Raw genomic sequence first — 13,890 nt, 5'->3', positions numbered from 1 at the left:
GTCGGCGTTTCCCTGTGTTATATAATTTTGCTCCTGTCTCTGCTGTATGGTTGGAACAAAATGAAAGACCTTGATTCATCTGTTGGTTCTGCTGAAACTGGTTTTTCCATCATCATTCCATTCAGAAATGAGCAGTTCCATTTACCCGCTTTATTGGACTCTCTGAAGGATTTGAAGTATCCAAGAAACAATTTTGAGATCCTTTTGATCAATGACTCTTCTGAAGATGATTCAGAAAAACTGGTTCAGGAATTTCGCAAGATCCATCCTGAACTTGCGATAGAGCTCTTGCAAAACCAGCAAGAATCCATTTCAGCAAAAAAGGATGCTATTAAAGTCGGCATAGATAAATCCAGATTTGAATTCCTAGTCACTACAGATGCCGATTGTAAAGTTCCTGAAAACTGGTTGCAGGGATTTAATAATTATATAGAGTCTCAGGATTCAGATCTAATTGCAGCTCCGGTGATACTCGACGAAGTTCATCCTGAAAATCCACTATTCAGAAAATTTGATCTCATGGATTTTATGAGTTTGCAGGCTACTACGATTGGTGCTTTTGGATTGGGAAGACCGTTTATATGTAATGCTGCAAATCTATGCTTTAAGAAAAAAGCTTTCCAGGAAGTTGGAGGATATAGGCAGTCCAGCAACTATGCAGGTGGTGATGATGTTTTTTTGCTTCAGCAATTTAAAGAACACAAAAGAAAGATCGATTTTATAAGAAGCACTAACATGATCGTAACAACCGCGGCGCAGAAAGATCTTCGAAGCTTTATTCAGCAACGTTTACGCTGGGCAGCAAAATCTGCCGGCTACAAAGATCATTTTGCCAGGTTCGCCGCTTTGACCGTTTTTCTAATGAATGCCGCTATCATCATAGGATTAGTGCTTTGCCAGTTCAATCCCAGCTATCTTCAGTGGCTTATGATTGCGTTTCTTATCAAGTTTAATCTGGATTTTATGCTGATATATAAAGCTGCAGTTTTCTTCGACAGAAAGGCAAGTATGCGAAGTTACGCGTGGAGTAGTATTGCTTATCCTTTATTTGCATCAGGAATTGCGCTGACTTCTCTATTCGTTGGTTTTAAGTGGAAAGGAAGAGACTACCGAAAATAGAGTTATTCGGCCTTGACAACTACCGGCATTTTAAACACAGTAGATACAGGAATTCCTCTTTTGCTGGCCGGGTAAATTTTAGGCAAGGAATCGATACTCTGCCTGATCCAGTTCTTGATTTCTGGTAATTGATTGGTCACTGTGGTATCAACTTCTATGGATTCAACTTGCGGTTTCCCATTCTTGTCGATTTCCAGGTAAATAAAAAGCGTATCATCAATGCTTTTGGTCACTACGGGTTGCTGACTCGCCAGGTGACTGTAAATTGTTGTAGAGACCTGTCGTGCGAAGCAATTCTTAGCTTCAGCAAGATTGGTAAGATTCTGGCAATCTTCGAAAGCGGGGTATTCATCCACTTCTTTCCAGTTCAACGTGCGTGATTCCTGCTCCAGAACCTCTTCAGAAGAAATTTTCCTGGTTTCGAAATTACAGGAGCACAGAACTAGAATGGCCACTGCGAATAATATCTTCTTCATTAAAAGTTAGCTTTCGGATTCCAAAAATAGTGAAATCTAGCAGGTTAGGAAAATTATCTGCTATTCCGAAAAATGCTCCTCTTTTTTAAGCTCACTTAACCTGTATTTTGCGATTTCGATCATAGCAGCATTTCCATTTCCGGCATACCTGTCAAGGTATCGCTGGTAATGTTCAGCAACAGATTTTTTATCTTCAAAATACCTGTCGGCAGTAAGCGCCAGTTCCAGCAAAGCTCTTTCGTTCTCTTCATTTTCTTCGATCGCAAATTTGAAAAACCGGTAGGCCTCTTTAAAATCTTCGAGTTCTTTTGAAGCCAGTCCAAGATTCAGAAACTCTTTGTCAACTCTGGGATTTTTTACAAAAAGGGCATTGTAGAAGTGTTCTCTCGCCTCTTTATGCCTGTCCATTTCCATTAGGATGACTCCAATGTTAGAATGCGCGGCGCTATTCATATCATTGATTTCCAGCATTTGCTTATAGGTTTCCAAAGCTTTTGGTAACTGGTTGGTCATACGATAGGCTTTTGCGAGTTTTTCCAGTACAAATTCTGAAGCTTCCCCTTCTTCCACGATCGTATTAAACGCCGGTATCGCCTTGTCAAACTGAAAAGTGGACATATAGGCCTGACCCAGAATAGATAACAGACTTACATTTTTTGGACGTTTTTTTAAACCAGCCTCCGCAAGTACAATCGCTTCATGTTTTCTACCGCGAGCTAATTGATATTTGCTTGTTTTATATAATGCACCTTGATGTGAAAAATCGTAACTAACGGTTTCAAAAAACAAGCGATTAGCCAGGGTATCCAGTTTGCGTTTTTCTTTAACAAGTCCTAATCTATAGGTAAAGCCGGCATTTTCAGGATACCTTTCTTTTAAATTGCTGAAGATACTATCTGCCAACTCAAGCTTTCCATTCTCAAGTAAAAGTTCTCCATAGTCCTGCATCGTTAAAACCTTCTCGGGATGTTGTTGAGTTACCTGTTTATAATTCTCAAGTGCGGCTTTGATATTTCCTTCCGACTGCTGAAATTTTGCCAGTTTCAATAGAACTTTAGCGTCTTTATCAGGCAGGTCTGTAAGTAGTTTAATGGCTTTTTCACGATTGCCAACCGCTGCAAGACTATCAGCATTATTTAAAATGTCCTGCTGCGCATAGGTTGGCAGCAGGACAATTATTGTAAGAATCAGGGCTAGTAAAAATTTCAAATTATTGAATATTATCCGTTCTTATTTTCTTTTTGAGGCGTAGCAAATTCTATGGGTAAAGCATAGGCGATCGCGACTTTCTCACCTTCAAATTCACCCGCTTGCATCTTCGGTAATGAATTTATCACGCGAGTGGCTTCAGCTTGCAGGCTGGCTCTTACTTCAGCCTCTTTTGCCAGAGATCTTGATTCAACGTCTCTAATTTCACCGTCTTTTCCTATCACAAATTTCACAACGATACGTTGGCGCCCGGTAAGATTCAATTGCTTTCCCAAAGCGGTGTTGAAATTTTTGTTTACATGATTGGTGATTCGCTCTACCGTGCAATCTTTCTGATCATTGCCAGTTAGTGACTCACATCCAGGAAAGACCGGTGATTTATCTGCCACCGCAAAGGGTGTAGCCATCTCCTGGCTGAAACCTGAAAGAGAAATCAGGAATACAAAAAGGCTAAGTAGAGTTTTAAATTTTATGTTTTTCATAATCTTGTTTTTGAATTTATTATTGAACCTTAAATGCGATTGGTAAACTATACATGACACTTACGGCACGACCATTCTGTTCTCCTGGAATAAATGATGGAAGCTCAGAAATGACTCGTTTAGCTTCCTCTTCTAATCTCGGATGCGGAGCTCTTGATTTAATATCCTGAACCTGTCCGTTTTCATCAATTCTGAATTGAACGATAACACGATTTATTCCTTCAAGTCCTAATTCTTTTCCCAGGGAAGTATTGAAGTTCTTGTTGACGAATTTTGAAATTTCTGAAGAAGTACAGTTTTTTCTGGCGTCATCTACCCACTCATCACAACCTTCAAAAGCAGGAACTTTTTCGATTACAGCAAATGGAACTGAGGTAGCATTATCGTAGGCGCTATTATCGGCACGGTTTTGAATATCTTCGGTAGAACCTGGGGCTGGCGGAGGTGAAGGTGGCAATGTTTGTTCTTCAACAACTTCTATAATCTCTGTCCCATTCGCCTTCGCTTCTTTCAATAATAACTCTTCTCTTTTTTTAAGAAGCTGCAGGAACTCTTCTTTCTCTGATGGAGTAAGGCTCTCCATATTTTCTAGATGTGCTTTAAGTTCCGCAATTATTTCCGAAGTGCTGGATTCCTGTAATTCTGGTTCTATTTCCGAAGAATTATCATCTGAACATGCAACATAAGTGAGCATTAGCATTAGCATGGGAATGATGAGTAAAAACTTAAATTTTGAAATGTTGGATGATTGATTTTTCTGTAACATAATGATTCGTTTTTTGATTAATGAATGACTAAAAAATTGATTGGTGAATGAAAAGTTCTCTGTTCCGAAGGCGGTGTTGAGCAACTGTTCGAAATATTGCTTTTTTCCCGATTTCTTGACGGTGGTGCTATCAGCGATATACTCATGTAGCGTGGCCAGACGTGACTGGAAAATATAGATAAGCGGATTGAACCAGAAAAGAATTTTCAAAAATTCAAAAACCATCAAATCAAAACCGTGATGATCTTGCAGGTGTACCAGTTCGTGCGTGATGATATGCTGTCGGTCTTTTTCTGAAATCTGGTCTCCTATATATAATTTGTTGAAATATGTGAAAGCAGTATCAGAATCTGGAACCTCTCTCAGCTCGTAGTAACGAACATCAATAGTTTTACTTTTTCTAGCGATCTTCTGAAGTTTGATGAGCTTGAAAATAAATATGCTTAAACTAATGACTACTCCTGCAATATATAACCAGAACAACCAGTTGATCGAAGGATCTGCCTGAACAGGATTCGTAGTCGCGTCGTTCGAGGTTGCACCAATCATTACCTCCGGCATTAAGATCATTGTTTGATCACTAAATTGTTGCATGACTCGTGCTGTTGTACTTTGCTGTAAGCTCCCAAATTTTACAAATGGAATCAAAAACGCCAGAATTGGAGTTGCAATTAGGTACGCACGGTTAAGTTTAAAAAAGGTTTCTTTTTCCAGCAATACTTCGTAGATCACGAAAAATGCCAGCTGGAATAAAATTACCTGGATAATATAATGTTCCATCACTTATTATCTTTATTGATTTCTTTCAAAATTGCTTCGAGATCCGTTGATTTCATCTCGTTCTTTTTCATAAAAAAGCTCACCATACTTTGAAATGAACCATTGAAATAGTTGTTCATCAACTGGTTGATACTTTGGTTGCTATAGGTTTCCTTTTCAACTTTCGGAAAATAGATATAACCTTTCCCTTTCTTTTTATGGTCTACAAACTCTTTATTTTCCAGGATTCTTACGATCGTCGAAACCGTGTTGTAGGCCGGTTTAGGTTCGGGTATTTCATCAATGATACCGTTTACGTTAGATTCTTTTAGATGCCAGAGAATCTGCATGATCTCTTCTTCTGCTTTGGTTAATTGTTTCATGGTAGATAAATAAGTTAAAGCTAATATAGAACTAATCTTTTAGTTTGAACTAATTATTTAGTTAAAAAATGATTTTAAGTTGATTATCTTCGTTCAGAAAAAGAAATAGTATGGAGATAGTATTGTTAAGTGTGGCAGCGATTTTTATGATTCTGGGAATCCTGGGGAGTTTTCTTCCGGTCTTGCCCGGAGTACCATTAAGCTGGATCGGGTTGCTTATATTTTTCCTTATTCCGGGAGTAGGAGTGAACTACGTTTTCCTTGGAATCACGCTCTTTGTTGCTATCCTATTCTATATTCTCAATTTTGCCATTCCAGCGATGGGAACCAAGAAATTTGGAGGAAGCCGAAAAGGAATGATCGGAGCTACTATAGGTTTGATCATTGGGATCTTCGCTCCATTTCCTTTCGCTATTCTTATTTGTCCGTTTGTAGGTGCTTTTATTGGAGAAATTCTAAATAAATCTGATTCCAGAACGGCTGGAAAGGCTGCTTTTGGTTCTTTTCTCGGTCTGCTGGCTTCAAGCTTTATGGAGTTCATCGTCACTTTTGCATTTCTTATCCTGTTCCTTTACCAATTCTGGAGTTATAAGGAGTTTATATTCTGAAAGATCTGATTTTCAGAAACCTTTAAATAAGCGTACTTTTGCAAAAAAGTTAAATGATGTTAGATTTTATTGTGGTAGGAGCGGCACAGGCAGGTTTGGCCATGGCGTATTATCTAAAACAACAGGGTCATAACTTCCTGGTAGTGGATAAAGAAACCGAAATTGGTGCTTCATGGATGAATCGCTGGGATTCTCTTACTCTTTTTACTCCTTCTGAATTTAATAACATGCCCGGGATGGAATTTCCGGCCGAAAAAGGACATTATCCATCTAAAACTGAAGTTGCCGGCTATTTTAAAGAATACGTGCAGAATTTTGATATTCCGGTTCAGTTAGAAACTTACATCCAAAAGATCACCCGAGTAAATGATCATTTTCTGCTGAAGTCTCCACAAGGTGATCTAAAAGCTAGAAATGTAGTTATTGCAACAGGGCCATTTCATATTCCCTACACACCAGCTTTCTCTAAAAAGATCTCTTCTGAAGTTTTTCAGATCCATAGCAACTATTATAAGAATCCAGACCAGTTACAGTCAGGACCCGCGATGGTGGTGGGAGCCGGAGATAGCGGATTTCAGATCCTCGATGAAATTTCTGAAAATAATCGCAAAACCTATTTTTCAGGAACTACAGATGTAAAAGTACTTCCGCAGGAAATAATGGGTAAGACACTTTGGTGGTGGTTTACAAAATCCGGCTTTTTAAGCTTCAGTAGAGATACATGGCTGGGAAAAAAGATCAGTAATTCGCGACAACCCGTAATTGGAACAGATGTAAAAGGGATTTTGGCCAGGAAAAATGTAATCGCTGTAGGAAAAACCAAAGATGCTGAAATCGAGCGTATACTCACTGAGAAGCAAGAACTTCGGGATATAAAGAATATCGTCTGGGCTACTGGTTACCGACCAAATTTCGAATGGATCGAAGGCCTGGAACTGGCAAAAAACGGCTATCCTGAACATTACCGTGGAGTAAGTAATATGGAAGGCCTTTACTTTATTGGTTTGCCCTGGTTGCATACCAGAGGTTCTGCAACCCTTGGCGGAATCAAAAAAGATGCAGCTTACCTCGCCGGAAAGATCGCTGAAAGGCTTTCAGTTGCTGTGTAAACTTTCAATAGAAACAACTTCAGCTAATTTGGTTTCAGGATTGTATCGCAAATCTTATTTTTGCGGAATGACAATCACAGATACGCACACACATTTATATAGTAATTCATTTGATGACGAGCGGCAGCAACTTATTCAGGATGCCATCGCTCAAAATGTGACACGTTTTTTTATTCCGGCGATAGATTCAGAAACTACCCAAAGTATGTATGAGCTGGAAAAAGCATTTCCAGAGAACATTTTTTTGATGATGGGATTACATCCTACTCATGTGCAGGAGAATTATGAAGATGAATTAAAGCATGTAGAAGAGGAACTTGCAAAACGTAAATTTTACGCTGTAGGAGAAATTGGGATCGATCTATATTGGGATAAATCCACGTTGGAAATTCAGCAGGACGCTTTCAGAAGACAGATACAGTTTGCGAAAAAATATAAACTTCCAATTGTTATTCACTGTCGTAATGCCTTTGATGAGGTATTTTCAGTATTAGAAGAAGAAAAGGGTGATGATCTTTTTGGAATCTTTCACTGCTTTACAGGGAATTTTGAACAGGCGCAACAGGCGCTTTCCTATAATATGAAACTGGGCATTGGCGGAGTGGTTACTTTCAAAAATGGAGGGATAGATAAATTCATGGCCAAGATTCCGCTGGAGCAAATTGTTCTTGAGACAGATGCTCCATACCTGGCTCCTAAACCTTTCCGCGGAAAAAGAAACGATCCGGTCTATATTCTAAAGGTTGCCGAGAAATTAGCTGAATTATATGAGCTCCCATTGGAGGAGATTGCTGAGGTAACCACCAAAAACTCGAAGGAAGTCTTTGGAATCTAAAGCTGTTAAACATAAATTTTGTTCATTTGTTGAAATAATAAGAGATATAGGTGCAAAATTTTGACGATATACGTTTTTACGACGATGAAGAAGTAAATCCTGCTTTACAGCAGTATGTAAAACATCCCATGGTAAAGGCGCTTCTGCAATTTACCTTTCCCGATCTTGAATATGAAGAGATCAAAACGATCGTGGCAGATTGTTACTCCATAAGGGATTTCCAGAGTAAGGTCATCTATTACAGTGTTGAAAAAGTTCTGGAAAAATCCAGTGAAGGGCTAAGCGACCGCGGTTTTGATAAACTGGATGAAGACGAATCATACTTCTATATTTCCAATCACAGGGATATTCTTTTAGATACTTCCTTGCTTAATTATACGCTGTATAACCATGACCTGGTGATGACTGCTTCAGCCATTGGTGACAACTTGGTACAGAAACCTTTCCTCGCTGCCCTGGCTAAGTTGAATCGTAATTTCCTGGTTCTTCGAAATCAGAGTCCGCGTGAGATGCTGAAAAGTTCCATGCGACTTTCAGAGTATACCAGAGGATTACTGGAAGATTCAAGATCGATCTGGATGGCGCAACGAGAAGGCAGAACCAAAGATGGTAATGATGTGACCCAGCAGGGTGTTCTCAAGATGATCGGGATGGCCAAGGGTGACCTGGATCTTCTCGATTACCTGGCTAAGATCAAGATCGTACCGGTTTCCATTTCTTATGAATTTGATCCTACAGATATGCTGAAAATGCCGGAAGTACTGGCAAAAAGGATGCAGGAGGAATATAAGAAAAGCGCCAATGAAGACTTTAATAGTATCATGCAGGGCGCAATGGGGCAAAAAGGTAGAATACGTTTGAATGCGGGTGATGTGATCACTTCAGAAGACCTGGATTATATTCGTAAGCAGAATCTTTCAGTAAACGATCAACTTCAGGCCGTTTCCAAACTCATTGATAATGCGATCCATAAAAATTACAAATTATGGCCATCGAACTATATCGCCTGTGATCTACTCAGAAACGAAGAGCGATTTACAGATAAATACACAGAAAAAGAAAAAAGACAGTTTGACCGCAGAGTAAGCAGGCGGGTGGATATCAAAAATCCGTTGGCTTTAAATAGCTATTTATTAATGTACGCGAATCCTGTAATCAATAAACTGGGACTTAATGAAGGATAATTCCAAGATACTACTTGTTTATACCGGTGGTACCATTGGGATGATCAAGGATTATGAGACTGGTGCGTTAAAAGCTTTCAATTTTGATGAGCTTTTGCATAATATTCCGGAATTGAAGATCCTTGAGCATGAGATCGAAACCATGACTTTTGGTGATCCTATCGATTCCTCCAATATGAATCCCGAATACTGGATCAAAATCGCGAATGTGATCTATGAAAGATTCGATGATTATGATGGGTTTGTCGTGCTACATGGAAGTGATACGATGTCCTATACTGCTTCTGCGCTTAGTTTTATGTTCGAAAATCTAACGAAGCCAATCATTTTCACCGGTTCGCAGTTGCCTATTGGAGATTTGCGGACAGATGCAAAAGAAAACCTGATCACAAGTATTCAGGTTGCAGGTTTAAGAAAGAATGGAAAGCCGGTTATCTCTGAAGTTGGACTTTATTTTGAATACAAATTGTACCGTGCGAACAGGACGACGAAGATCAATGCTGAGCATTTTCAGGCTTTTTCCTCTATGAATCACCCTGCATTGGCAGAATCTGGGGTATATCTATCGGTTAATTATAAGGCACTTTGGGCTCCTAATAGAAAGCAGAAAACAAAATTACATACAGGTTTTGATGATAATATACTGGTATTAAAAATGTTCCCGGGAATAAGCGAGAGCACGGTGGAGCATATTCTGGCTAAACCTGAGCTAAAGGGAGTGGTGTTAGAGACTTACGGTAGCGGGAATGCACCAAATACATCCTGGTTTCTCGAACTGCTTCGGAAGAAAATAAAGGAAGGGCTTTTTGTGGTTAATGTGACGCAATGTGTAGCAGGAAGTGTGAACATGGGACAGTATGAAACCAGTGTAGGTCTTAAGAAAGTAGGGGTGGTTTCCGGAAAGGATATCACTACCGAAGCTGCGGTAAGCAAACTGATGTATCTGATTGGTAAAGACTTATCTCCAAAAGTTTTCAAAACGATCTTCGAAACCTCGCTGCGTGGTGAAATGTCTTAAAATTAATGGCGGGTTTCTTGACGGGTAATTATTTTTTTCGTTATTTGCCGAGCCTAACAAATACAGAGAGGTGGCCGAGTGGTCGAAGGCGCACGCCTGGAAAGTGTGTATACGTCACAAGCGTATCGAGGGTTCGAATCCCTTCCTCTCTGCTAAGTGTTTATTAAAAATAATTTATATCTTTAACCTTTAACTAATTAAATTAAGACAAACAGTAATGAAAAGATTATTTTCTATTTTGGTAATCGCCGCGATTACGGTTCTTGGAACCTATAATCTACAGGCGGCTAACGGTACGAATAATTTGCCAGGAACGATTGTGAGCTTTGTACAGGATGACGAAGAAGCAATGGCCGGTGATGATCTGGAAGAAGAAGACCTTGGTTTTCACCAGGAGCTTAAGAAACGTTTCATCGAAGGTGGTCCAGGTTTTATGGGGATCGTACTTTTGTGTTTAATTCTTGGTCTGGCCATTGCCATTGAGAGAATTATCTTTTTAAACCTATCTACTACGAATACTAAGAAGTTGGCTCAGGATGTTGAGGACGCTCTTCATAGTGGTGGAGTAGAAGCAGCTAAGGAAGTTTGTAGAAATACAAAAGGACCTGTTGCCTCAATTTACTACCAGGGTCTTGACAGAGCAGATGAAAGTATTGAAGCTGCAGAGAAAGCGGTAGTTGCTTACGGTGGTGTTCAAATGGGACAACTTGAGAAGAATGTATCTTGGGTATCTTTATTTATCGCACTTGCACCAATGCTTGGTTTCATGGGTACTGTAATCGGGATGATTCAGGCGTTTGACCGTATTGAAGCAGCTGGAGATATGCAGCCGTCACTTGTAGCTGGTGGTATTAAAGTAGCACTTCTTACAACTGTATTTGGTTTGATCGTTGCGATTATTCTTCAGATTTTCTACAACTACATCATTGCTAAGATTGATAGCATTGTTAACGATATGGAAGATGCATCTATTCTTCTTATCGATATGTTGGTAGCTTACAAGAATAAAAAACGAATCTAAGACAACGTAAATTATGACCTTACATAAAGTATTAAAATATCTGGCACTCGTGATCGGTGTGATTGGGTTAATTCTTCTGGGAAGAATTATCGCTACCGGTGACGATGCTATAAAAGCCTCGGCAGACCTACAGGGGAGTCATTTAGACCCTTTCATGTGGATCGCATACATTGTTCTTGCAGCAGTTGTAGTATTGGTTGCTATCTTTGTGATCGTAGGTTTATTCAGAGGAAGTATTAAGAACACCATAATTGCCGTAGGATCCTTTGCAGTGATCATTATTGTCGCTTATGTATTAAGTGACGGTGAGGCAACTCAACTAAAAGATGGTACTATGCTGTCTGCATCTGCAGATCATTGGGTAGGCGCAGGATTAATTACCTTCTATATACTTGCAGCAGTTGCGATTGCAGCAATGGTATTCTCTGGAATAAAAAAATTAGCTAAATAATATGGCAAAGAGATCAGCACCGGAAGTGAATGCCGGGTCTATGGCAGATATTGCCTTCTTACTTCTTATCTTCTTCCTGGTAACTACTACCATTGAGACAGATAGTGGGATAAGCAGGAAGTTACCGCCATGGCAACCTGAAGAGCAGGAGCCTCCGGTTATTAAACAACGAAACATCTTCACGGTGCTTGTGAACAGTAATAACGAGCTGCTGGTTGAAGATGAGAGCATGGAAATTGGGGAACTGCGTGAAGCAGCTGTCGAATTTCTTGATAATGGTGGAGGACAAGGCGATGAAGCCTGTAGTTTCTGCCAGGGAGCTAAGGATCCCGGATCTTCAGTGAATCCACAGAAAGCTATTATTTCACTGGTAAATAACCGTGGAACAGAGTATGGTACTTATATCGCTGTACAGAACGAACTTGTGGCTGCATATAATCAGCTTAGAGATCGTGAAGCACAGAGAATGTATGGTACCACTTTCACTAAAATGGAAAGTAACTACAATGATCCAAGATATACTGGTGACAAAGATGCTTTGAAGGAGAAGATCGATGTAATATCTGATATGATTCCTCAGAAATTATCTGAAGCTGAACCTACAAATTAGAACTAGAAACGAAAAAACGACTTAAATTATGTCAAAATTTAAAAAGAAAAAATCTGGAGATTTGCCTGCAATTAGTACGGCATCTTTACCTGATATCGTTTTTATGCTATTGTTCTTCTTTATGGTGGCAACGGTAATGCGTGACAATACATTAATGATCCAGAATAATTTGCCATTTGCAGACCAGGTGGAGAAATTGGATAAGAAGGATTTGATCATGTACATTTACGCTGGTAAACCGAGCCAGAGATACCAGGCGAAATATGGTACTGAAGCCAGAATTCAGCTAAATGATAAATTCGCAAGTGTTGAAGAAGTGCAGCAGTTTATTTACGCCGAAAGAGAATCCAAGCGAGAAGAACTTGTTCCATATCTTACAACTGCTTTGAAAGTGGATGAAGAAACCAATATGGGACTAGTATCTGATATCAAACAGGAACTTAGAAAAGCTGAAGCGTTAAAAATCAACTATACTACCAAAAAGGGAGAAGCTGGTAATAACATCGACTAAAATCTTTTCAATTTAATTATAGAAAGCATCCTGTCCGGTTTAAAACCAGGCAGGATGTTTTTTATATTTATAGAATATTTGAAACCATGAGGATCAAATTGATCATTCTTAGTTTAATTCTGCTTTATCCTGTCATCATAATTGCGCAGGAAGAACAGCGGCAATACAAAATCCCGGATTCAGTTCCATTTACAGTAGATAGCCTCTATAGAGAGGATCAATTCTATGTAGGTTTCAGTTTTAATCTGATTACCAATAAACCCGAAGCAATCTCTCAGGAAAGTTTTTCCGGAGGTCTCAACCTGGGAGTGATTCGAGACATGCCATTGAATAAACGTAGAAACGTTGCACTCGGTCTAGGGCTAGGTTGGGGAATTGATAGCTATGGGCAAAATTTGCGTATTACTAAGTCTGCTTCCGGTGACGCAGAATTTCAATCCTTAGAGGACATAGATTATGATACCAATCGCTACACGACACAACAGTTCGAATTGCCATTTGAATTTAGATGGCGTACTTCAACCCCAGAATCTTATAAGTTCTGGAGGATATATTCTGGAGTCCGTTTAGGCTATATTTATAACTTCAGAAGTAACTATAGAGATGATACAGGACAAACTGTTATCAATAATCTTTCAGAATTAAATAAATTCAGAGCTGGAGCAACTTTTACCTTTGGATACAATACTTTCAACTTTCATTTCTACTATTCATTGATCCCTTTTTTCAAGGACGCTTCACTTCAGAATGAGTCTTTAGATGTATCTACCTTAAAAATAGGTCTGACATTCTATATTCTGTAAACCACAGATTGAACAGGAGCAATTGCGGACCTAGACCTAACAGGCTTCCCACCCATAATTCTGAGCTTGTATGGGCTTTAAAATAAAGTCTTGAAGATGCTGTGAGACCGCAGGCGATGATGAGAAATGCCACGGTATAGATATAATATAGGTGAAAGTAAATACAGAAGCCGGTAACGAACATTAATAGCCCGGTGATTCCCATCATATGCAAGCTGACTTTAAGCCTGAACCAGCTCAAGGTATAGGCTAATAGAGTTGAAATAAGTATGCCTGCGAAGTAATAATATAGCCCGGGATAATTATAGAAGTTTAAAATTTGATGTAAAACCATCAGTATCAATAAGCAAAAGAAAAATAGTGGCCAGCGCCTTTCCTCAGTTTTCTCAAGAAAAACCGATTCTGCTTTCCCAAGATTCTTCAGTAAAAAATAGAATACTACCGGTATGAATATCGTAATGATCGCTATCGCCATTAATTTAGCTTTAACGATTTCGTCTGGAAAATACCTTGGAATAAAAATAAAGTAAAACAGACTTCCAAAAA

17 protein-coding genes and 1 tRNA gene are annotated in these 13,890 nt (G+C 39.2%); 12 read left to right on the top strand and 6 right to left on the bottom strand.

Features of this window, described 5'->3' with window-relative positions; genetic code table 11:
* The first annotated feature begins 60 nt into the window (after positions 1-60).
* Positions 61-1,119, top strand: coding sequence for a glycosyltransferase (locus QZ620_RS01990; RefSeq protein ID WP_295178537.1), 1,059 nt, complete (start codon positions 61-63; stop codon positions 1,117-1,119).
* Positions 1,120-1,121: 2 nt separating this feature from the next.
* Here QZ620_RS01990 and QZ620_RS01985 read toward each other — a convergent pair whose 3' ends face one another.
* From QZ620_RS01985 to QZ620_RS01965, 5 genes are read right to left on the bottom strand one after another with little or no spacing between them, the layout of a single operon-like run.
* Complete coding sequence (locus tag QZ620_RS01985; RefSeq protein ID WP_295178534.1) at positions 1,122-1,595, bottom strand: hypothetical protein; 474 nt, start codon at positions 1,593-1,595, stop codon at positions 1,122-1,124.
* 60 nt (positions 1,596-1,655) lie between these two features.
* Positions 1,656-2,804, bottom strand: a complete 1,149-nt coding sequence (locus QZ620_RS01980) for a tetratricopeptide repeat protein (RefSeq protein ID WP_295178533.1) — start codon at positions 2,802-2,804, stop codon at positions 1,656-1,658.
* Between the two features lie 11 nt (positions 2,805-2,815).
* Entirely contained in the window at positions 2,816-3,286 is a 471-nt protein-coding gene (locus QZ620_RS01975; RefSeq protein WP_295178531.1) for an energy transducer TonB, read from the bottom strand.
* A gap of 19 nt (positions 3,287-3,305) precedes the next feature.
* Positions 3,306-4,832, bottom strand: coding sequence for a M56 family metallopeptidase (locus QZ620_RS01970; protein ID WP_295178529.1), 1,527 nt, complete (start codon positions 4,830-4,832; stop codon positions 3,306-3,308).
* Positions 4,832-5,194, bottom strand: coding sequence for a BlaI/MecI/CopY family transcriptional regulator (locus QZ620_RS01965; RefSeq protein ID WP_295178527.1), 363 nt, complete (start codon positions 5,192-5,194; stop codon positions 4,832-4,834). The genes QZ620_RS01970 and QZ620_RS01965 overlap by 1 nt, the downstream gene beginning before the upstream one ends.
* Positions 5,195-5,304: 110 nt before the next feature.
* On the opposite strand from QZ620_RS01965, the gene QZ620_RS01960 reads away from it, so the two are divergent.
* The 11 genes from QZ620_RS01960 to QZ620_RS01910 all read left to right on the top strand — a co-directional run bounded on the left by QZ620_RS01960 (position 5,305) and on the right by QZ620_RS01910 (position 13,344).
* Complete coding sequence (locus tag QZ620_RS01960; RefSeq protein WP_141878914.1) at positions 5,305-5,802, top strand: DUF456 domain-containing protein; 498 nt, start codon at positions 5,305-5,307, stop codon at positions 5,800-5,802.
* Between the two features lie 56 nt (positions 5,803-5,858).
* On the top strand, positions 5,859-6,911 hold the full coding sequence (locus tag QZ620_RS01955) for an NAD(P)/FAD-dependent oxidoreductase (protein WP_295178608.1): 1,053 nt from the start codon (positions 5,859-5,861) through the stop codon (positions 6,909-6,911).
* Between the two features lie 67 nt (positions 6,912-6,978).
* Positions 6,979-7,746 (top strand): TatD family hydrolase, encoded by a 768-nt coding sequence (locus QZ620_RS01950; protein ID WP_295178524.1) that lies wholly within the window; start codon positions 6,979-6,981, stop codon positions 7,744-7,746.
* A 50-nt stretch (positions 7,747-7,796) separates the two neighbouring features.
* On the top strand, positions 7,797-8,930 hold the full coding sequence (locus QZ620_RS01945) for a 1-acyl-sn-glycerol-3-phosphate acyltransferase (protein WP_295178521.1): 1,134 nt from the start codon (positions 7,797-7,799) through the stop codon (positions 8,928-8,930).
* A complete protein-coding gene (locus QZ620_RS01940) occupies positions 8,920-9,948 on the top strand; it encodes an asparaginase (RefSeq protein WP_295178518.1) in 1,029 nt (342 codons plus the stop codon). The genes QZ620_RS01945 and QZ620_RS01940 overlap by 11 nt, the downstream gene beginning before the upstream one ends.
* A 64-nt stretch (positions 9,949-10,012) precedes the next feature.
* Positions 10,013-10,100: transfer RNA gene (locus tag QZ620_RS01935), tRNA-Ser, on the top strand.
* A gap of 65 nt (positions 10,101-10,165) precedes the next feature.
* Complete coding sequence (locus QZ620_RS01930) at positions 10,166-10,969, top strand: MotA/TolQ/ExbB proton channel family protein (protein ID WP_295178516.1); 804 nt, start codon at positions 10,166-10,168, stop codon at positions 10,967-10,969.
* 13 nt (positions 10,970-10,982) lie between these two features.
* Entirely contained in the window at positions 10,983-11,420 is a 438-nt protein-coding gene (locus tag QZ620_RS01925) for a hypothetical protein (RefSeq protein ID WP_295178515.1), read from the top strand.
* A gap of 1 nt (position 11,421) precedes the next feature.
* Positions 11,422-12,030: a biopolymer transporter ExbD gene (locus QZ620_RS01920; RefSeq protein WP_295178513.1), complete on the top strand. Its 609-nt coding sequence runs from the start codon at positions 11,422-11,424 to the stop codon at positions 12,028-12,030.
* Positions 12,031-12,058: 28 nt separating this feature from the next.
* Entirely contained in the window at positions 12,059-12,541 is a 483-nt protein-coding gene (locus QZ620_RS01915; protein ID WP_026914054.1) for a biopolymer transporter ExbD, read from the top strand.
* A gap of 86 nt (positions 12,542-12,627) precedes the next feature.
* Positions 12,628-13,344, top strand: coding sequence for a porin family protein (locus QZ620_RS01910; RefSeq protein WP_295178509.1), 717 nt, complete (start codon positions 12,628-12,630; stop codon positions 13,342-13,344).
* On the opposite strand, the gene QZ620_RS01905 is transcribed toward QZ620_RS01910, so the two are convergent.
* A partial coding sequence (locus tag QZ620_RS01905; protein ID WP_295178507.1) for a hypothetical protein occupies positions 13,307-13,890 on the bottom strand: 584 nt, incomplete at its 5' end. The two genes, QZ620_RS01910 and QZ620_RS01905, sit on opposite strands and share 38 nt — an antisense overlap.

The sequence above is a fragment of the uncultured Christiangramia sp. genome (assembly GCF_913046405.1).
Classification (GTDB): domain Bacteria; phylum Bacteroidota; class Bacteroidia; order Flavobacteriales; family Flavobacteriaceae; genus Christiangramia; species Christiangramia marina.
Note: the sequence above shows the minus strand (reverse complement) of the source record. Positions and strands in the feature narration are given on the sequence as shown.